The sequence below is a fragment of the Mesorhizobium sp. B2-7-2 genome (assembly GCF_006440775.1).
Classification (GTDB): domain Bacteria; phylum Pseudomonadota; class Alphaproteobacteria; order Rhizobiales; family Rhizobiaceae; genus Mesorhizobium.
On sequence record NZ_VFTZ01000028.1, the window covers coordinates 13,265 to 33,470 of the forward strand.

Annotated in this window: 14 protein-coding genes and 1 pseudogene; 8 read left to right on the forward strand and 7 right to left on the reverse strand. The window is 63.4% G+C overall.

Features of this window, described 5'->3' with window-relative positions; translation table 11 throughout:
• Positions 1 to 207: 207 nt before the first annotated feature.
• Positions 208 to 570 (reverse strand): annotated as a pseudogene (locus FJ425_RS27180) (VOC family protein); the annotation flags it as partial.
• 62 nt (positions 571 to 632) lie between these two features.
• On the reverse strand, positions 633 to 839 hold the full coding sequence (locus FJ425_RS27185; RefSeq protein ID WP_140542809.1) for a type II toxin-antitoxin system HicB family antitoxin: 207 nt from the start codon (positions 837 to 839) through the stop codon (positions 633 to 635).
• Between the two features lie 112 nt (positions 840 to 951).
• Between FJ425_RS27185 and FJ425_RS27190 the strand changes: the two genes are divergently transcribed.
• The gene (locus FJ425_RS27190; RefSeq protein WP_140627641.1) at positions 952 to 2,067 is read left to right on the forward strand and encodes an Ldh family oxidoreductase; all 1,116 of its coding nucleotides are present in this window, start codon (positions 952 to 954) and stop codon (positions 2,065 to 2,067) included.
• A 278-nt stretch (positions 2,068 to 2,345) separates the two neighbouring features.
• On the opposite strand, the gene FJ425_RS27195 is transcribed toward FJ425_RS27190, so the two are convergent.
• The gene (locus FJ425_RS27195; RefSeq protein WP_140627643.1) at positions 2,346 to 6,122 is read right to left on the reverse strand and encodes a vitamin B12-dependent ribonucleotide reductase; all 3,777 of its coding nucleotides are present in this window, start codon (positions 6,120 to 6,122) and stop codon (positions 2,346 to 2,348) included.
• A 711-nt stretch (positions 6,123 to 6,833) separates the two neighbouring features.
• Between FJ425_RS27195 and FJ425_RS27200 the strand changes: the two genes are divergently transcribed.
• A complete protein-coding gene (locus FJ425_RS27200; protein ID WP_140627645.1) occupies positions 6,834 to 8,207 on the forward strand; it encodes a glutamate--tRNA ligase in 1,374 nt (457 codons plus the stop codon).
• Here FJ425_RS27200 and FJ425_RS27205 read toward each other — a convergent pair.
• From FJ425_RS27205 to FJ425_RS27215, 3 genes are all read right to left on the reverse strand, one after another.
• Positions 8,125 to 9,330 carry a DUF2865 domain-containing protein gene (locus tag FJ425_RS27205; protein ID WP_246678034.1) on the reverse strand — a complete coding sequence of 402 codons (1,206 nt, stop codon included), beginning with the start codon at positions 9,328 to 9,330 and terminating at the stop codon, positions 8,125 to 8,127. The two genes, FJ425_RS27200 and FJ425_RS27205, sit on opposite strands and share 83 nt — an antisense overlap.
• A 119-nt stretch (positions 9,331 to 9,449) precedes the next feature.
• On the reverse strand, positions 9,450 to 11,774 hold the full coding sequence (locus FJ425_RS27210) for an NADP-dependent malic enzyme (RefSeq protein ID WP_140727307.1): 2,325 nt from the start codon (positions 11,772 to 11,774) through the stop codon (positions 9,450 to 9,452).
• Positions 11,775 to 11,936: 162 nt separating this feature from the next.
• Entirely contained in the window at positions 11,937 to 12,716 is a 780-nt protein-coding gene (locus FJ425_RS27215; protein WP_140727309.1) for an SDR family oxidoreductase, read from the reverse strand.
• 121 nt (positions 12,717 to 12,837) lie between these two features.
• Between FJ425_RS27215 and FJ425_RS27220 the strand changes: the two genes are divergently transcribed.
• Positions 12,838 to 13,668, forward strand: a complete 831-nt coding sequence (locus FJ425_RS27220; protein ID WP_140727311.1) for a UDP-2,3-diacylglucosamine diphosphatase — start codon at positions 12,838 to 12,840, stop codon at positions 13,666 to 13,668.
• 191 nt (positions 13,669 to 13,859) lie between these two features.
• Entirely contained in the window at positions 13,860 to 15,074 is a 1,215-nt protein-coding gene (locus tag FJ425_RS27225; RefSeq protein ID WP_140727313.1) for an MFS transporter, read from the forward strand.
• Here FJ425_RS27225 and dgcA read toward each other — a convergent pair.
• Positions 15,045 to 16,028 (reverse strand): N-acetyl-D-Glu racemase DgcA, encoded by a 984-nt coding sequence (gene dgcA, locus FJ425_RS27230; protein WP_140727315.1) that lies wholly within the window; start codon positions 16,026 to 16,028, stop codon positions 15,045 to 15,047. The two genes, FJ425_RS27225 and dgcA, sit on opposite strands and share 30 nt — an antisense overlap.
• A gap of 77 nt (positions 16,029 to 16,105) precedes the next feature.
• Here dgcA and FJ425_RS27235 point away from each other — a divergent pair, with 77 nt between their 5' ends.
• Genes FJ425_RS27235 through FJ425_RS27250 form a run of 4 tightly spaced genes read left to right on the forward strand, consistent with a single transcriptional unit; the run spans position 16,106 to position 20,182 of the window.
• Positions 16,106 to 17,290 carry an ABC transporter permease gene (locus tag FJ425_RS27235; RefSeq protein WP_140727317.1) on the forward strand — a complete coding sequence of 395 codons (1,185 nt, stop codon included), beginning with the start codon at positions 16,106 to 16,108 and terminating at the stop codon, positions 17,288 to 17,290.
• A gap of 1 nt (position 17,291) precedes the next feature.
• Positions 17,292 to 18,104 (forward strand): ABC transporter ATP-binding protein, encoded by an 813-nt coding sequence (locus FJ425_RS27240; RefSeq protein WP_140727319.1) that lies wholly within the window; start codon positions 17,292 to 17,294, stop codon positions 18,102 to 18,104.
• Positions 18,105 to 18,118: 14 nt separating this feature from the next.
• Entirely contained in the window at positions 18,119 to 19,492 is a 1,374-nt protein-coding gene (locus FJ425_RS27245) for an MlaD family protein (RefSeq protein WP_140727321.1), read from the forward strand.
• Positions 19,493 to 19,528: 36 nt separating this feature from the next.
• On the forward strand, positions 19,529 to 20,182 hold the full coding sequence (locus FJ425_RS27250) for an ABC-type transport auxiliary lipoprotein family protein (protein ID WP_140727323.1): 654 nt from the start codon (positions 19,529 to 19,531) through the stop codon (positions 20,180 to 20,182).
• The last annotated feature ends 24 nt before the right edge of the window (positions 20,183 to 20,206 follow it).

A 20,206-nucleotide genomic window follows, 5' to 3' on the forward strand; every position in this document is an offset into this window, starting at 1 on the left:
GGCGCGCGTCCTCCGCGTTCGTCATTCTCGGGCTTGACCCGAGAATCCATGCCGTGACCCTTATCGCAGCGCGCAACGGTGCAGAATTCTGAACCCGCTGCAACGCTTCAGAGTCACGGAATGGATTCCAGGGTCTGCGCGCGTCGCTTCGCTCCTTGCTCCGCCCTGGAATGACGAAGCGGAGGTTTTGCCGCCACCTACCCCCCCGTTGATCATCGCCTCGATATTATAACCATCGGGGTCGAGCACGAAGCAGGCGTAGTAATGCTCCGCATAATCCGGACGCGGCCCGGGCGCGCCATTGTCCGCCGCGCCCGCTTCGAGCGCCGAGCGGTAGAACGCATCCACCTCCGTCTTGCTCTTCACCCGGAAGGCGACATGCAGATGGGTGAGCGGCGGCTTCTCGCCCGTGCTCTGGATCTCGAACAGGCAGCCATTGCCGACATCGAAGGCCCAGAACACGCCTTCCTTGCCGAAGGACAGGCGATATCCCAACGGCGAAAAGGCCTTTTCGTAGAAGAGCTTGCTCTTCTCGAGGTCGTTCACTTCGATGGTGATGTGGTCGATCATTGTCGGTCAATGGGTGCGTTTGGCAGCGAGGCCTTACCCAGGGTCGGCGTGGCTGGCGGCAGCTATGCCTCTACATACTCGGCCAGGCTGACGCCTTTCGGCACACCCAGTCCGTCGGCACGCAGACTTTCGATGTGGAAGCGGATCGCATCACGGATTTCGGTTTCCACTTCAGCTACCGTCGCTCCGGTAGCGATGCAGCCTGGCAGGTCGGGCACATATGCGGAAAAGTTATTTCCGGCTTTTTCGATGATCACAGCATAAAGCATTGCGCTATTTCCGTTCACATATAGTAGGCTCCGTTGGTGGGCCGACGGTTTCATCCGTGCGATCGGCGACGGCGCCGTCCGTTGTTCGCCGCTTATCTTTGCTGAAATCTGTTTGATCGCCGACGATGACTGGAACAAAGACTGGGTTTGTAATATGGAAACCTTCGAAAATGTCCAAATTCGTCACGCAGCCTTAGAGGCATTCTGCAGCCTTGTTTTGCAAAGCCATGGTGCTTCGGAGTCCGCTGCCGCGGCCTGTGCCCGGGCACTGTCGGAAGCATCGCTTCGCGGTGTTGATACCCACGGTGTGCGTCTCCTCCCGCTTTATGTTCAGTGGATCAAGGGTGGGCGACTGAATACGTCCGCCAATATCAAATACTCGAAAGTCGCGCCAGGCTTGGGCGTTGTGGATGCAGACGGTGGGTTCGGTCATGTCGCTAGCTACCGCGCGGTTAATGAAGCGATCGTGCTCGCGAAAGAGACCGGTATTGGAGCCGTTGCCGTCCACCGCACGTCACACCATGGCGCCACAGGGACATACGCTCTCCATGGTGCGTCCCAGGGTTTCGTAACCTTCGGTTTCACGCAATCCGGTCCAGGTGTTGTCGCGCATTCCGGACGAGAGCCTTTCCATGGAACGAATCCGATTGCCTTCGCGGTTCCGCTTGAACGCGAAGAACCCGTGCTGCTGGACATGGCGACAAGCTCTATCCCTCTCAACCGGATATACCTCAGGCGCGATACCGGCACTCAATTGCCAGAGGACGTCGCGGTTGATCAAGAGGGGCGGATGACGACCGATCCGCATCGTGCGGTATCCCTACTACCGCTGGGAGGGGTCGAATATGGATACAAAGGCGCCGGACTGGCAACAATGGTTGAGTTGCTATGCACGATGTTCACGGGCAGCGCTGCAGCCGTTACCTTGCCGGCTTTAAATGATGTCAGCAGGGGCCAGCCCAGCCCATTAGGTCACTTTTTCTTGGTGCTGGACGGAGCACGCTTTCGCGGTATGGCACCGCTGCTGGAAGTCGCTTCAAGTCTCGTCACTAAGCTTCGTGCTTGTGAGAGCGTCGCCGGCGGCCAAGTTATGGCGCCGGGCGATCCCGAAAAACTTGAAAAAATGCGACGGTCCGAAACTGGCGTGCTGGTCGACCGTGCGACTTGGCTGCGGCTCAGTGAACTGGCGAACGAAAAGGCTTTGCCAGTTCCGGCAACGCTTGCGTAGCAAGGCCGGTTAATCAGGAACCAAGCACCGGCTTACCCGTCGCGACCGTCGATAACAGTGTGATAGATTCAAAAGTGTCTTCGTCCGAAGCAGAACTCCATACTGGATGGAATGCAATCCAACTCCAGCAAAGTCTGCATAACCATTCGTCGCTCGTTCTCCAATCTGAAGCCTTGAGCTTGAAAAAGATCTGATATCGCGTCGAGTCCATTTCCAATGAAAGTCCTGCGCCCTGAGCGCGGGACTAATTAGCCGTAGAAGGAATTTCGCGAAGCTTTTCAGCTGCACCCGCTCGTGCTTCCACAAGTGTCGCACTTCTCGCAGGTGCCGTTCCGCACCATGGTGAAGTTGTGGCACTCCGAGCATTCGTTGCCGGTGTAGCCCTGGAGAAGCGATTGCTGGCGCCTTGTCGCGGCGAGCTTCTTCGCCTCGGCCGCCTCATTGGCGGCAGCGTCGGTGAACAGGGCCTCGGCGCCGCCGGCGGCCTCGGCTTCTTCTTCCACCATATCCTCGGCCAGTTCCCTGGCGCGCTCCTCATAGTCGCGCTTGTAGGCGATGGCCTCGTCGCTCGCCGGCTTCAGCGCCAGCACGTTCGAGCCTGAGAAGGCGGTGGGTGCCGCGCGGGCAGGGGCGGTCGACGGCCCAGAGCCGCCGAAACCCTTCGGGTCAGAACCCGCAGCGGACACCAGCTTCACCGGCGAGGCGCCGCGATAGAGGCCCTTGGAGAAGGGCGTCGCCTTGCCTTCGGTGATGCCGCGGCCGAGCGCGGTCTTGTCGAAGTCCGACTGGTCGACATGGGCGAGGTCGTGGCGGCCGAGATAGGAGACGGCGAGCTCACGGAACACATAGTCGAGGATCGACGTCGCGTTCTTGATCGCGTCGTTGCCCTGCACCATGCCGGCCGGCTCGAACTTGGTGAAGGTGAAGGCCTCGACATATTCATCGAGCGGCACGCCGTATTGCAGGCCGAGCGAGATGGCGATGGCGAAGTTGTTCATCATCGCGCGGAATGCGGCGCCCTCCTTGTGCATGTCGATGAAGATCTCGCCCAGGCGGCCGTCGTCGAATTCGCCCGTCCGGAGATACACCTTGTGGCCGCCGACGACGGCCTTCTGGGTGTAGCCCTTGCGGCGGTTCGGCAGTTTCTCGCGGTCGCGGTAGAGCCGCTCGATGACGCGCTCGACGATCTTTTCCGTCACCTGCACGGCGCGCTGCGCGGCGGGCGCCGCGATCAGCTGCTCGACCGCCTCGTCCTCGTCCTCGTCGTCATCGACGAGCAGCGAGGCATTGAGCGGCTGCGACAGTTTCGAGCCGTCGCGATAAAGCGCGTTGGCCTTCAGCGCCAGCTTCCAGGACAGCATGTAGGCGTTCTTGGCGTCCTCGACTGTCGCCTCGTTCGGCATGTTGATGGTCTTGGAGATGGCGCCCGAGATGAAGGGCTGCGCTGCCGCCATCATCAGGATGTGGCTGTTGATCGAGAGCGAGCGCTTGCCGATCTTGCCGCAGGGGCTGGCGCAGTCGAACACCGGCAGGTGCTCGGCCTTGAGGAAGGGCGCGCCTTCCAAGGTCATCGCACCGCAGACATGGATGTTGGCTGCGTCGATGTCCTTCTTCGAGAAGCCGAGAGCCGGCAGCATCTCGAAGGAGATGTCGCCGAGCTGCTCGTCGGTGAAGCCGAGCGTCTCCTTCACCCAGTCGGCGCCGAGCGTCCACTGATTGAACACGAACTTGATGTCGAAGGCCGATTTCAGCGCCGCATTCAGCGCCGCGATCTTCTCGTCGCTAAAACCCTTGGCCTTCAGCGAGGAGGGGTTGATACCGGGCGCCTGGTTGAGATTGCCGTGGCCGACCGCATAGGCCTCTATCTCGGCGATCTGGCTTTCGGAATAGCCCAGCGTGCGCAGCGCTTCCGGCACGGCGCGGTTGATGATCTTGAAATAGCCGCCGCCGGCGAGCTTCTTGAACTTCACCAGCGCGAAGTCGGGCTCGATACCGGTTGTGTCGCAATCCATGACGAGGCCGATCGTGCCGGTCGGCGCGATGACGGTTGCCTGCGCATTGCGGTAGCCATGTTCCTCGCCGAGCTCGATGGCGCGGTCCCAGGCGGCGCGGGCATGCTCGGCCAGCGCCTGCTGCTTCAGGTCGGAGACGACCAGCGGCACCGGGTTGACGGCGAGCTTCTCGTAGCCGTCCTTGTCGCCGTAAGCGGCGCGGCGGTGATTGCGCATGACGCGCAGCATGTTCTGGGCGTTGCGGTCATAGTCCGGGAAGGCGCCGAGCTCGGCGGCCATTTCGGCCGAGGTCGAGTAGGCGACGCCGGTCATGATGGCGGTGAGCGCGGCGCAGATGGCGCGGCCCTCGTCGGAGTCGTAAGGAATGCCCGAGGTCATCAGCAGGCCGCCGATATTGGCGTAGCCGAGGCCGAGCGTGCGGTAGTCGTAGGAGAGCTTGGCGATCTCCTTGGACGGGAACTGCGCCATCATCACCGAGATTTCGAGCACGACGGTCCACAGCCGAACGGTATGCTCGTAAGCGGCGATGTCGATCGTGCCGTCTTCGCGGCGGTAGGGCAAAAGGTTGATCGAGGCGAGGTTGCAGGCCGTGTCGTCGAGGAACATGTATTCCGAGCACGGGTTGGAAGCCCGGATCGCACCGGCGGAGGCGCAGGTGTGCCAGTCGTTCATCGTCGTGTTGAAGTGCAGGCCCGGATCGGCGGAAGCCCAGGCGGCATAGCCGATCTTTTCCCAAAGGTCGCGCGCCTTCAGCGTCTTCAGCACCTTGCCGTCCTTGCGGGCGGTGAGCTGCCAGTCGCCATCGGCCTCGACGGCGCGCAGGAAGTTGTCCTTCAGCGACACCGAATTGTTGGAGTTCTGGCCGGAGACGGTGAGATAGGCGTCCGAATCCCAGTCGGTGTCGTAGGTCTTGAACGACATCGAGGTGTAGCCCTGGCGGGCGAACTGGATGACGCGGTAGATGTAGTTCTCCGGCACGGAGTCCTTCTTGGCCGCCTTGATCTCGCGCTTCAGCGCGGTATTCAGCGCCGGGTCGAAGCAGGCGTCGTCATGGCCTTCGCAATTGACGCAAGCCTTCATGATGGCTTCGAGATGCTTCTTGACGATCTTGGAGCCGGTCACCAGCGAGGCGACCTTCTGCTCCTCATTGACCTTCCAGTCGATGAAGTCCTCGATGTCCGGGTGGTCGGCGTCGACGATGACCATTTTCGCCGCGCGGCGCGTCGTGCCGCCCGACTTGATGGCGCCCGCCGCGCGGTCGCCGATCTTGAGGAAGCTCATCAGGCCGGACGAGCGGCCGCCGCCGGAAAGTTTTTCGCCCTCACCGCGCAGCATCGAGAAGTTCGAGCCGGTGCCGGAGCCGTATTTGAACAGGCGCGCTTCACGCACCCACAGGTCCATGATGCCGCCCTCGTTGACGAGGTCGTCCTGCACGCCCTGAATGAAGCAGGCATGCGGCTGCGGATGCTCGTAGGAGGACTTCGACTTGGTCAGCTTGCCGGTAAAGGGGTCGACATAGAAGTGGCCCTGGCTCGGGCCGTCAATGCCATAGGCCCAGTGCAGGCCGGTGTTGAACCATTGCGGCGAGTTCGGCGCGACGCGCTGGGTGGCGAGCATATAGGCGAGCTCGTCGCGGAAGGCGCGCGCGTCATCCTCGGACTTGAAGTAGCCGCCCTTGTATCCCCAGTAGGTCCATGTGCCGGCGAGGCGATCGAAAACCTGGCGGGCATCGGTTTCCGAACCATAGCGCTCGGCCTCGGGCAGCTTGGCGAGCTCGGCCTCGTCGGCGACCGAACGCCACAGGAAGGAGGGAACGTCGTTCTCCTCGACCTTCTTCAGGCGCGCCGGCACGCCGGCCTTGCGGAAATACTTTTGGGCCAGGATATCAGCCGCAACCTGGCTGAACTGCGCCGGCACATCGATATTGTCCAGGCGGAACACCACCGAGCCGTCGGGATTCTTGATCTCCGACAAAGCCTTGCGGAATTCGATCTCCGCATAGGCGGACTGATCTGGCTTGGTGAAACGACGCTCGATGCGCATTGGTCCCGTTCCTTTGTGTCTATATATAGCGCCTTTCCCAAGGGATTGCTGCCCCACATGGCGAAAAGCGCAGTCCGCCGTTTGCCGGCATCGCGGGCGACGCCGACACTCTCCTGGTCGCGGGCGCCACCATGCAGACAAGCAAACGCCTTTCCAGGCGCTTACCCAGGTTGCCGGCCGACCCGCGGGTCCCTCGAACTGAAACTTTTGTCGATTCCCTCCGTAGAGGGAGGTTCACACTATCTAGCGTCGAGCCTGCCTGCAAACACTAAATATAGTGTTAACAGATCATTTTTTCCAGGCCGACAATTCTCCCTTTCGCCCACCCAAGCCCTAACGATCCCAACGCTTCCGCCGGCCTCGTGAACAGGCGGAAATCCGGGCAAAACGCACAAAATCCGGGAAAAAAGACCGGCCTCAGAACTCTCCGGTCGCGCCCGCTACAGGAGCGCATGGCCTATAAAAAGCGACTCGTTCCGACCCGTCAAGGATTCGTTTGCGTAGCTTTTATGACCCCAACATCTTGTGTGTCACATATGTGGATAACGGGGACATAAGAAGCCCGGCTTTGCAGGCACTTGACGCGGTGACCGGCCAGGCGGGCAGCCGTGTCGGGCCGATGGCTTTTCATTTTAGCTGGCTTGCACTATCTGTTGCGTTCGCGCGGGGGCGCGCCTTGTCAACACCAAAAGCATCCGCTACGCCCCGCTCATGACAGTTACCGTACGTTTTGCCCCATCGCCGACCGGCCGCATCCATATCGGCAATGCGCGCACCGCGCTGTTCAACTGGCTTTTCGCCTTGAACAACAAGGGCCGTTTCATCCAGCGCTTCGACGACACCGACATTGCCCGCTCGACGCAGGAATATGCCGATTCCATTCTTTACGACCTGCATTGGCTGGGCATCTTCCCGGATGTCACCGAATACCAGTCGCGCCGCTTCGAGATTTATGACGCGGCGGTCGAGCGGCTGAAGGCGGCGCGGGTGCTTTATGCCTGCTACGAGACGCCGGAGGAGCTTGACCTGCGCCGCAAGGTGCGCCGCACGCGCGGCCTGCCGCCGGTCTATGGCCGCGAGGCGCTGATGCTGACGCCGGAGCAGGTGGCCGAATACCAGTCGGATGGCCGCCGGCCGCATTGGCGCTTCCTGCTGCCCAACTACACCAACGACCCGCTGCAGCCCGAGCGCACCGAGGTGCGCTGGAACGACCTGGTCCGCGGCGAGGAGACGGTCGACCTCGCCTCGCTGTCGGATCCTGTCCTGGTGCGCGAGGACGGCACCTATCTCTACACGCTGCCCTCGGTGGTCGACGACATCGAGATGGGTGTCAGCCATGTCATCCGCGGCGACGACCATGTCACCAACACCGGCGTGCAGATCGCCATCTTCAAGGCGCTGGGCGCCGAGCCGCCGGTCTTCGGCCACCACAACTTGCTCACCACCGTGTCGGGCGAGGGGCTGTCGAAGCGCACCGGCGCGCTGTCGATCGAAAGCCTGCGCGAGGACGGCATCGAGCCGATGGCCGTCGCTTCGCTGGCGGTGCTCGTCGGCACGTCGGAAAATGTCACCGCCGCGCATGATCTCAGCGAGCTTGCCGGCCATTTCGATCCGGCGGCGACGTCCAGGTCCGCCTCCAAATTCGACCCGGACGAGCTCTTCGTGCTCAACCGCACGCTGATGCATCGCATGTCGTTCGAGGAAGCGCGCGACCGGCTGATGGTGCTGGGGATTTCCGGCGACAAGGCCGAGCCGTTCTGGATTGCGGTGCGCGGCAATCTCGACCGCCTGTCGGACGCCGTCGCGTGGTGGCGTATCCTGAGCGAGGGTCCGCAGGAACCGGCGGAATTTTCCGGCGAGGACCGTGACTTCCTCAATCAGGCGTTCGACGTTCTCCCCGATGAGCCGTGGAACGGCACGGTGTGGAAGGACTGGACCGGCAAGATCAAGGAAGCCACCGGCCGCAAGGGCAAGCCGTTGTTCATGCCGCTGAGGTTGGCCCTTACCGGGCGGACTTCGGGGCCGGAGCTTTCAGATCTATTGCCGCTGATGGGTCGGGAAGGAACGCTGGCCCGACGACCCTGACTTTGCGCTGATCGGGCGGCAGCGCCGAGACCGGCGACACCGGCACCTTGGTGATCAGCCGCCTGATCGCGTCCTGGTCAAGCCTGCCTTCGGCATTGGCGAGTGTTTCCGGATCGGCGCCCGGATCGGGTTTGACCGCCGGCTTCGGAATGAAAGGCGCTGCCCCGCCGTTCGGCTGCGACTGTTCGGGATCGGGCGGGTTGCCGCCGATGATCGTGAAATTGCCGGCCTGCGCGTTGCAGCCGCAGGTGGGCGGGCGCGAATAATTGGCCTGTTTGTAGAGATAGGCGGTCGGCAGCTCGCTATAGGGTTGACCTGTCGCCGACGAGGTCATCGAGCCAGAGTCGTCGTCCATTCCGCGCGAATAGAAGACCTGCATCTCGGTACCTGGGCAGCTCGACTCGCAATTCTTCTGGTCGCGCTCGAAGTCGCCGATGGAAGCGGCATTCGACATCGGGAAGAAATAGCCGTCGCAGGTGCGCACGCACATCGTATGGAACTCGCCGCCCAGCCGGGGCAGGTCCATGCCGTCCGGCTGGTTGATGACGCGGCGGATGTTGCGCACGCTCGGATCATCGGGCGGCACGTCCGCCGAGCCCGGCATATCGGGGGTGTCGGGTGTTTCGAGCTGCTGGTCCTGGCGGCCGAAAAGCTGCTCGAACAGATTGCCGCCGCCATTGTCGCGGGCCGCCTCCCGAAGCGGCGCGCGGCGCGGCGCGATCTCGTCGTCGCGGCAGCCATTGGCATCGAGCGCCGCCAGGATGCGGCTGCGGTCGCGCCGCGTGCCGCCGGCGGCCAGCCGCTCGCGCTTGGCCTGCAAGGTGTCCAGATTGGCGTTCATGCGCTCAATCGAGGCGTTGATCGCCGCGCATTGGCTGACATTGCGCGAAAACAGCGTGAAGCCGCAACCGGCGTCGCTTGCCCGGCCGCGGGCCTTGGCAAGCTGCTCGCGCTGCCTGGCGATCGCGTCGTCATATCTGCGCACGATGCCGGGGCCTCCGCCACCACCGCGGGCGGTGGCGAGTTCAGCTTCGAGCTGCCGGCATATGCGAGAGGCGGCCTGGGACTCAGCGACGGCGACAGCGGAACCTGCAAGCGCTGCAAGCAGCGTCGCAAGATGCATCAGCTTCAGCCCCTTCATCCGCCTGGAATCCCGATTGCCCGTGGCCGGAAGACTATCGCGTTCGTGGTTAACTGTTCCCTAGTGTGCAACCCGACACAATTGCGCTTTGGCGCGCCGCCTCAATTCAGGTCGACCAGCGCCTGCGCCTTATGCGCCGCCTCGACCACCGCAAGCGCGGTCATGTTGACGACGCCGCGCGAGGTTACGGACGGCGTCAATATGTGCGCGGGCTTGTCCGTGCCCAGCAGGATCGGCCCGACATGCAGCGCGTCCATCATGGCGCGCAAAGCCGTCAGCGTGATGTTGGCCGAATCGAGGTTCGGGAAGACCAGAAGATTGGCTTCGCCCTTCAGCCGCGAATGCGGATAGACGCGCTGGCGCAGATGCTCCGACAGCGCGGTATCGGCATGCATCTCGCCGTCGCACTGCAAGCCGGGCGCGATGCGGCCGAGGATTTCCGCCGCGCGGCGCATCTTCAGCGCGCTCGGGGAATCGCGCGAGCCGAAATCCGAATGGGATAGAAGCGCTGCCTTCGGCTCGATGCCGAAGCGCTGGATTTCCTCCGCCGCCAGCACCGTCATCTCGGCGATCTCCTCCGCCGTCGGATCGACCGAGACATGCGTGTCGGTGAGGAAGATGATGCCGCGCTGGGAGATCAGCATCGACAGCGTCGACAGGTCCCGGTCCTTGATGCCGGCGCGGGGCCCGATGATCAGCGCGACATTGCGCAGATGCCGTTCGAAGCGGCCTTCAAGGCCGCAGACCATGGCGTCCGCGTCGCCGCGCTTCAGCGCCAGGGCCGCAATCACCGTGTTGTCGGTGCGCACCATGGTGCGGGCGGCCTCCGTCGTTATGCCGCGCCGGCCGGCCAGTTCGATCAAAAGGTCGACATAATGGCGGTAACGCGGATCGTCCTCCGGATTGATCAGGGCGAAATCGACGCCCGGACGGATGCGTAGGCCGTAACGCTTCAGCCTGACCTCGACCACATGCGGACGGCCGATCAGGGTCGGTTCAGCGATGCCTTCCTCCAGCACCACTTGCGCGGCGCGCAGCACGCGCTCGTCCTCGCCGTCGGCATAGATGACACGCTTGGCGCTCGAGGTTTTGGCGGAGGAGAAGACCGGCTTCATCACCAGGCCGGAGCGGAAGACGAAGCGGTTGAGCTTGTCGATATAGGCGGTGAAGTCGGCGATCGGCCGCGTTGCGACGCCGGTGTCGCAGGCAGCCTTCGCCACCGCCGGCGCGATGCGCAGGATAAGGCGCGGATCGAAGGGCGAGGGGATCAGGAAATCGGGGCCGAAAATCGGCGTCTCGCTGGAATAGGCGCGCGCCGCGACATCCGAAGGCTCCTCGCGGGCAAGGGCGGCGATCGCCCGCACGGCCGCCATCTTCATCTCCTCGTTGATGGCGCTGGCGCCGCAATCTAGCGCGCCGCGGAAGATATAAGGAAAGCACAGCACGTTGTTGACTTGATTGGGAAAATCCGAGCGCCCGGTGCAGATCATGGCGTCCGGCCGCGCGGCGCGCGCCACTTCCGGCATGATCTCGGGATTGGGATTGGCCAAAGCCAGGATCAGCGGTTTCGGCGCCATGTGCTGCAGCAACTCCGGCTTCAGCACGCCGGCGGCGGAAAGGCCGAGAAAGACGTCGGCGCCGGAGATGACGTCGGCCAGCGTGCGCGCCTCGGTATCCTTCACATAGGGATCTTTCCAGCGATCCATCTCTTCGACGCGACCCTTGTGGGCGACGCCGAAACGGTCGGTGACCCAGATGTTTTCCACCTTGGCGCCGAGCGAGACCAAAAGGTTGAGGCAGGCGAGCGCCGCCGCACCCGCGCCGGAGGTGACGATCTTGATGTCGGAAATCGTCTTGCCGGCCAGTTCCAGCCCGTTGAGCACCGCGGCGGCGACGATGATCGCGGTGCCATGCTGGTCGTCGTGGAAGACCGGGATGCCCATGCGGGCTTTCAGCCGCTCCTCGACCTCGAAACATTCAGGCGCCTTGATGTCCTCGAGGTTGATGCCGCCGAAGGTCGGCTCGAGCGCCGCGATCGTCTCGACCATCCGCTCAATCTCGGGCGCGTCGATCTCGATGTCGAAGACGTCGATGCCGGCGAACTTCTTGAACAGCACCGCCTTGCCTTCCATGACCGGCTTCGAGGCGAGCGGACCGATATTGCCCAACCCAAGCACGGCGGAGCCGTTGGAGACGACGCCGACGAGGTTGGCGCGGGCGGTGTAGTCGGCGGCAGTGGCCGGATCGTCGCGGATCTCGAGGCAGGGCGCCGCCACGCCCGGCGAATAGGCAAGCGCCAGGTCGCGCTGGTTGCCGAGCGGCTTCGTCGCCTGGATCTCGAGCTTCCCAGGCGTCGGGTGCTTGTGGAAGAAGAGGGCGGCCTCGTCGAGGTCCGACCGGGCCGTTTTCTTGTTCTCGCCGTCCATCCGGCCCTCCCTCTGTTCCTGATTTGGGAGCCTTTTAGCATGTGCCGGAGAGTTTTCGCGACGGCAAATAGCGGACTGCGGCCTTCACAATGCCGGAGCGAAAATAATCAATCGATTCCACATGGTTGGGCTGTAAGCCTCAAGCCTTTGGATTGGCGGCGGTCAAAACGCGCTGACGTAGAGGCCGCCGTCGACCGGGATGTTCTGGCCGGTGAGGTAGCCGGCATGGACCGAGCAGAGGAAGGCGCATATCTGGCCGAATTCCTCCGGCGTGCCGAGACGTTTTGCCGGCACGTCGGCACTGATGCGGGCCTTGCGCGCGGCGGCCGCGGCCGGGTCTTCCGGGGTGCCGGCCTCATGCGGGCCGCGCAGCCGGTCGGTATCGAGCTTGCCGGGCAGCAGGCTGTTGATGGTGACGTTGCGGTCCATGACCGTCCGCGCCACGCCGGCGAGGAACGAGGTCAGGCCGGCGCGCGCGCCGGACGACAGGTCGAGACCGGGGATCGGCACATAGACCGACAGCGAGGTGATGTTGACGATGCGGCCGAAGCCGCGCTTGGCCATGCCGTCGATCACCGCCTGGATGAGCTCGATCGGCGTGACCATGTTCTGCGTCACGCCCTCAAGGATCTTGCTGCGGTCGAGCTCGCGAAAATCGCGCAGCGGCGGGCCGCCATTGTTGTTGACCAGAATGTCGGGATCGGGGCAGGCGGCGAGCATCGTTTTCTGCACCTCGGGCTTCGACACGTCGCCGGCGACTTCGATGACATCGACGCCGAATAGATCGCGGATCTCCTTGGCGGTCTTGGCCACGAGTTCGGCGTTGCGGCCGTTGACGACGAGGTCGACGCCGGCTTCGGCAAGCGCCATGGCGCAGCCACGCCCCAGTCCCTTGCTCGAGGCGCAGACGATGGCTTTCTTGCCGCGAATGCCGAGATCCATGACGGTTTTCTCCTGATTGTGTTGCGCGCAAGCTAGCGCTTGGGCTGGACCAACCGCAACCGTCATACGGTTGTTGCATGAATCGGGGCATAGGCACGCGAAAGCAAAGGGTAAAATCGTGATGTCCGACCCAGAGCCCCGCACTTTCCGCGCCCTGTTCATTTCCGACGTGCATCTCGGCTCGAAAGCGGCCAAGGCCGATTTCCTGATCGACTTCCTGCGTCATCACGACGCCGAGATCATCTATCTGGTCGGCGATATCGTCGATGGCTGGCGGCTGCGGCGCAACTGGCATTGGCCGCAGAGCCACAACGACGTGGTGCAGAAGCTGCTGCGCAAGGCGCGCAAGGGCGCCTCGATCACCTATATCGCCGGCAATCACGACGAATTCGCCCGCCAGTTCCAGGGCGTGCATTTCGGCGGCATCGTCGTCGCCGACCGCGCCATCCACGAGACCGCCGACGGCCGGCGCCTGCTGGTCATCCATGGCGACCAATTCGACACGGTGGTGCACAACCAGCGCTGGCTGGCCTATCTCGGCGACTATGCCTATGACGCGGCGATGCTGATCAACCGCGCGGTGACCAAACTGCGCCATCTGCTCGGCCTGCCTTACTGGTCGTTCTCGTCATGGGCGAAGGTCAAGGTGAAGAAGGCGGTGAACTTCATCGGCTCGTTCCAGACCGTGCTTTCGGAAGAGGCGCGGCGCTCGCATGTCGACGGCGTGATCTGCGGCCACATCCATCACGCCGCAATCGAGAACTACGGCGACGTGCAGTACATCAACACCGGCGACTGGGTGGAAAGCTGCACGGCGGTGGTCGAGCATTTCGACGGCCGCATGGAAATCCTGACCTGGGCGCATGTGCTCCCTGAGGCGTCGGCCGGCAATGAAGCGCTGGTGCCGGTCGATATCATCGACCTCAAGGGCAGGGCGGCTCAGGCGGCTTGAGCGCAGCTGTCTTTTTCCCGGTTCAGCCTATTGTTTTCGCACTCAAGCTGGCCGCGCTCGCTTCCCCAGGCCCTTCCGTCAACAGTCTAGCCCTCGATCGATTGGTCCAGCCGGTTCCGTCGCGCTTTGCCGCATGTTAGGGATCCAGACACGTTGCATGGGAGTCGAATGCAGCGAAATTGGATCGATTCATGTCGCTGCCGCCGCTATCGCCCGAACAGCTTGTCAAGCCGAGCCATTTCGAACTGCGCATGAGCCTGATCTTCGCGACCTTGTTCGTCTCGCAAGGCACGCATCTGCCTTACTTTCCGCTCTGGCTGCAGGCGAAAGGTTTTCACGCCGAGCAGATTGCGGTCATCCTGGCCGCGCCGATGTTCCTGCGCGTGTTGACGACGCCGATGCTGACCGCGCTTGCCGACCGGGCCCGCGATCGCGCCGATGTCTATATCGCGGTGGTTGCAGCCTCCATGGTCATCTCTGCCGGCTATTTCCTGCCGGCTACCTATGCCGTCGTGCTCGCCGTGTCGCTGCTTTTGACGATCGTCTGGACGCCCCATTCGCCGATGGCCGATTCGCTGGCGCTTTCGGGCGTGCGCCGTTTCGGCTCGAATTACACGGCAATGCGCAAATGGGGCTCGATCTCGTATCTGTGCGCCAATGTCGTGGGCGGATTCATCCTGGCGGCCACGGGTCCGCAGGCGGTCCCGGTCATCATCTTTATTGCGCTCGGCGCGGCCCTGGTCGCGGCGCTGCTGTCGCCGCGCATGGGGCGGCCGCGTAAGGCCTCGCCGCTGTCGGCGACCGAGATCCAGCATAAGGCGCCGACCCTGTTCAATGCCTATTTCCTCTATTTCACACTCGGCGTCGGCATCATCACCGCCAGCCATGCCTTCCTCTACGGCTTCGTCTCGATCTACTGGAAATCGATCGGAATCGGCGATTCCGTCGTTGGCCTGCTATGGGCCTGGGGCGTGGTGTCGGAAGTGTGCATGTTTCTGTTTTTCAATCGTATTTTTGCTTCGATCTCGGTTGCCAGGGTGATGGTGATCGCCGGCATCGGTTCGATCGTGCGCTGGATCGCCTTTCCGCTGGTCTGGCCGCTCGGCCTGGGCATCGCCGGCTTCTTCGGGGTCCAGACGCTGCATTCGGTATCGGTGGCGATGGTGTTGATCGGCCTGCAGAAGATGATCGGCGAAACGGTCTCCGAGGAGCGCACGGGCGCCGCGCAAGGCATCGCCTATTTCTTCAACGGCTTCTTCATGGCGGCGGTGACGCTCGCTTCAGGCCCGCTCTATGATCGCCTGGGCGTCGACGGTTTCTGGGCGATGATCCCGATCGCGGTCGTCGGCATGGTGCTGATAGGCCTGGCTTCCCGTTCAGCCCCAAAGCACCCCGTCGGGAGGTGAAACCAGCGATCCCCGGTAGACGAGACCGGGCTCGCGATCTCGTGCCAGCAGCAGCGGACCGTCGAGGTCGACGAAGTCGGCGTCCTGCGCGAGCAGCACCGCCGGGGCCATGGCGAGCGAAGTGCCGACCATGCAGCCCACCATGATGCCGAAGCCGAGTTCGCGCGCGCGGTCGCGCAAATTCAACGCCTCGGTCAGGCCTCCGGATTTGTCGAGCTTGATGTTGACGGCGTCGTAGAGGCCGACCAGCGCATCGAGGTCCTTTGCCGCGTGCACGCTTTCGTCGGCGCAGACCGGCACCGGATGCGCGATCCGGCGCAGGATGTCGTCCTTGCCCGCCGGCAGCGGCTGTTCGACAAGCGCGACGCCGTGCTGCGCGGCGAAGGCAAGGTTCGCCTCGACATTTTCGTCGGTCCAGCCCTCGTTGGTATCCAGGATGATGCGGCTATCGGGAGCGGCTTCCGTCACCGCGTGGATCCTTGCCATGTCGCCGTCGCCGCCGATCTTGACTTTGAGCAGTGGTCGCCCGGCATTGGCGCGCGCTTGCGCCGCCATGGCGTCCGGTTCGGCGAGCGACAGCGTGTAGGCGGTTTCCAGCGGCCTCATCGGAAGGGCCCCGATTGCCGCTGCCACAGGTGTGCCGGTCAGCTTGGCCTCCAGGTCCCAAAGGGCGCAGTCGATGGCGTTTCGCGCGGCGCCCGCGGGCATGGCCGCGAGCAAGGCGGTCCGGTCGATGCCGGCGACGATCGGATCGCGCATGGCCTCGATGGTCGCGCGCACCCCCTCCATGGTCTCGCCGTAGCGCCTGTACGGCACGCACTCGCCGCGCCCGGAACGTCCCCCGTCAGCGATCGTTACGGTGATGACTTCGGCCTCGGTTTTGGATCCGCGCGAGATGGTGAAGGTGCCGGCGATCGGGAATCGCTCCATTTCGACCGAAATGACACGCGCCATAATTTTCTTCTCCGGCTGTGCGACACCGGTCTGCCGGCAAATCGACACGCCAGTCCGGTCACGCTAAACAGGACGCCATGTTGACCATCCGCAAACGCGACGCAAGCGGCGAGCCCAAGGACGCCGAGCACCGGCCTCGCATCGCCGTGGGCGAGGAAGGGGGCGTGCTGGGCTGCGCCTTTTCCGGCGTGTGGACGACGCGCACCGTGGCGCTGGTCGATGCCGACATGCGCAGGATCGAGCAGAGAAGCGGCGCAAAACAGCTGATGCTCGACCTTTCCCACATCGAAAAGATGGACACCGCCGGCGCATGGCTTATCGACCGGCTGGCCAGCGCCTTCGAGAAGAAAGGCGTCGAGGTCCATTTGCAGGGGCAGAGCGAGATCGCTTCGATTCTGCTCGGCGCGGTCGGCGATGCGGTTCGCCGGGAGCCCGAATCGGGTCCGTCCGGACCGCCCAACATCATCCTGCGCGCGCTGGAGCTGGTTGGCCGGCGTGTCTACGAGATGCGCGACGATTTCTTCGCCTCGATGAACATCCTCGGCGCCACGATCCGCGGCGCGCAGATGAAGCTCGGCCGCGGCCACGCGGTCAACCCGGCCGCGATCTTCAACCAGATCGATCGCATGGGCGTCGGCGCGATACCGGTGGTGGTGCTGATGTCGGCCATTGTCGGCGCAATCGTCGCCCAGCAGGGCGCCTACCAGCTCAGCTATTTCGGCGCCAACATCTTCGTCGTCGACCTTGTCGGCGTGCTGATCCTGCGCGAGCTCGGCGTGCTGATGACGGCGATCATGCTCGCCGGCCGTTCGGGCAGCGCCATCACCGCCGAGATCGGCTCGATGAAGATGCGCGAGGAGGTCGACGCGCTGAAGGTGATCGGCCTCAATCCGATCGGCGTGCTGGTCTTTCCGCGGCTCGTCGCGCTGGTGATCGGGCTGCCATGCCTCACGATCATCGCCAATTTTGCCGCGCTTGGCGGCGGCATCGTCGCCGCCTGGCTCTATTCCGATATCCCACCGGCCGCGTTCATCGACAGGCTGCGCGTCGCCATCGACCTCAGCACCATCTTTGCCGGCCTGATCAAGGCGCCGTTCATGGCCCTGATCATCGGCATCATCGCGTCGGTCGAGGGCATGAAGGTCGGCGGCAGCGCCGAATCGCTGGGCCTGCACGTGACCGCGTCGGTGGTGAAGTCGATCTTCGTCGTCATCATCCTCGACGGGCTTTTCGCCATGTTCTACGCAGCGATCGGGTTCTGAGATGGCGAACGGCAACGGCGCCACGGCAGCGCAGGACACGAATGACAACGAAATCGTGCTTTCGGTTCGCGATGTCACCGTCGCCATCGGCGACAAGGTGATCCTCGACAAGCTCTCGCTCGATATCAAGCGCGGGGAAATCCTCGGCTTCGTCGGCGCTTCGGGCGCCGGCAAATCCGTGCTGTTGCGCACCATATTGGGACTGATGCCGAAGCAATCGGGGACGATCAGCCTGTTCGGCGTCGACGTCGACAAGGCAAGCGACGCGGACCGTTTGCGCATCGATATGCGGCTCGGCGTCCTTTTCCAGCATGGCGCGCTGTTTTCGGCGCTGACGGTGCTGGAAAACGTGCAGGTGCCGATGCGTGAATATCTCGACCTGCCCAGGGCGCTGATGGACGAGCTTGCCATGCTCAAGATCGAGCTGGTCGGGTTGCCGGCCGATGCGGCGCAGAAATTTCCCTCCGAGCTGTCCGGCGGCATGATCAAGCGCGCGGCGCTGGCGCGCGCCCTGGCGCTCGATCCGGACATCGTCTTTCTCGACGAGCCGACCTCCGGGCTCGACCCGATCAGCGCCGCCGAGTTCGACGAGCTTGTCGTCAAGCTGCGCGACACCATGGATCTGACCGTCTACATGGTCACGCACGATCTCGACACGCTGTTCACCGCCTGCGATCACGTGGCGGTGCTCGGCAAGAAGAAGGTGCTGGTCGAAGGCACGATCGACGACATGCTGAAGAGCGACGAGCCGTGGGTGAAATCCTATTTCCGCGGAAAACGCGCCCGGCAACTTGATCTTGCGGCGCGCGCATAGCCATAAGTGGGGCGATGGAAACAAGAGCCAACTACATTATTGTCGGCATCTTCACGCTGGGTGCGATCCTGGCGGCCTTCGCCTTCGTCTATTGGACAGCGGCGATCGGCGAAAGGGGTGAAACGGCAATGCTGCGCGTGCGCATCCCAGGCTCGGCTTCCGGCCTCAGCCGCGGCAGCCTTGTGCTGTTCAACGGCGTCAGGGTGGGTGACGTGAAGAACGTCTATATCGACGGCGACGATCCGACCGTCGCCATCGCCGACACCGAAATCGCCCGTTGGACGCCGATCACCAAATCGACGCAGGCCGATATCGGACTGACGGGCCTCAGCGGCCAGGCCAATATCGAGCTCAAGGGCGCCGATCCGAAGGAGACCAGGCTGCTCGACGAAGCGGAGAAGGAAGGCAAGGTCGCCGAAATCGTCGCCAATCCGTCCGCGGTCACCAACCTTTTGCAGACGGCGCAGAACATCTTCACCCGCGCCGACAAGGTGCTTGGCGAGCTCGAAGGCTTCACCAAGGACGTTCGCGGTCCGCTGACGCAGACGGTCAAGAACGTCGAGACCTTCTCGGACGCGCTGGCCAAGAATTCCGACGGCATCGACAAGTTCCTGTCGGCGGTGAGCTCGCTTTCGGATCAGCTGAAGAATGTCTCGGGCCGGCTCGACAGCACGCTGAAGGCAGCCGAAGGCCTGCTTAATTCCGTCGACAAGGACCAGATCAAGAGCATCGTGGCCAATGTCGACACGGTGACCACGAACCTGAAAGAGACCAGCAAGCAGTTCGATACCGTCATCGACAACGTCAACACGGCGGTCAGCTCGATCAACGATTTCGCCAAGCAGACGCAAGGCACATTGGCCAAGGTCAACGGCGTGCTCGATGGCATCGACCCGGCCGACGTCAAGGCCGCTTTGGCCAACATTCAAAAGGCCAGCGCCAACGCCGACAAGGCGGCGTCCGACATCGCCAAGGTCACCGACAAGATCGCCAACCGTTCCGACGACATCAACGAGACCATCAAGGACGCCCGCCAGCTCGCGCAGCGGCTCAACGATGCCTCGGTGCGCGTCGACGGCATCCTGGTCAAGGTCGACAAGCTCCTTGGCTCCGGCGAGGCCAACGGTGTCATGGCCGATGCCAGGGCGACATTGAAATCCTTCAAGCAGGTGGCCGACACGCTGAACTCCCGCCTCGGCACAATCGTCGACAACCTGTCGCGCTTCTCCGGCCAGGGCCTGCAGAACGTCGAGGGGCTGGTGCAGGACAGCCGGCGCTCGATCAATCGCATCGAGGAAGCGGTAACCGATCTCAGCCGCAACCCGCAGCGCATTCTGTCCGGCGGCGCCGGCGAGGTCCGGCAGTTCGATGGAAGGGCACGGCGTTGACTTCGACCGCCGCGACCGTCAAGAAATGAACCGCAAATGCGGGTTGATCGTAAGATCCGGGGACAGCGGGGATCACGCGTGAAGTCGATCGGGGTGGTTGCGGGTAGTTTGAGATCGTCCGCCGCAGCGTTGCTGGTGCTTGCGGTCGCCGGCTGCGCGGCACTGGGCGGCAAGCCGGCGCCGCTCGACACATTCGAACTGTCCGCGCCGTCGCTCGATGTGCGTGCCCACAGCCGCCGCCAGATCCTGATCGCCCAGCCGTCAGCGCTCAAGGCGCTGGACAGCCAGAACATCGTCATCAGGCCTTCCGACCGGTCGATCCAGTTCCTCAAGGGCGCGCAATGGGCGGACCGGCTGCCGCTGATCGTGCAGGCGAGGCTGGCCGAAACCTTCCAGCGCTCCGGCAGCTTTGCCGGCGTCGGAAAGCCAGGCGAGGGGCTGGCGATCGACTACCAGATCATAGTCGAGGTGCGCTCCTTCGAGGTGCGCGTCAATGGCGGCGGGCATGCCGATGTCGATCTGTTCGTGCGCATCCTGAACGACCGCAACGGCGAGGTGCGTGCCTCGAAGAGCTTCACCGCGAGCGCCCCGGTCTCTGGCAGCGGCAATGCGGCTTACGTCAGCGCGCTGGACGGCGCCTTCGGCCAGGCGGCGACCGACATCGTCCACTGGACGGATTCGACGATCTGACAGTGATTGCCAAGGCGCCGGGAC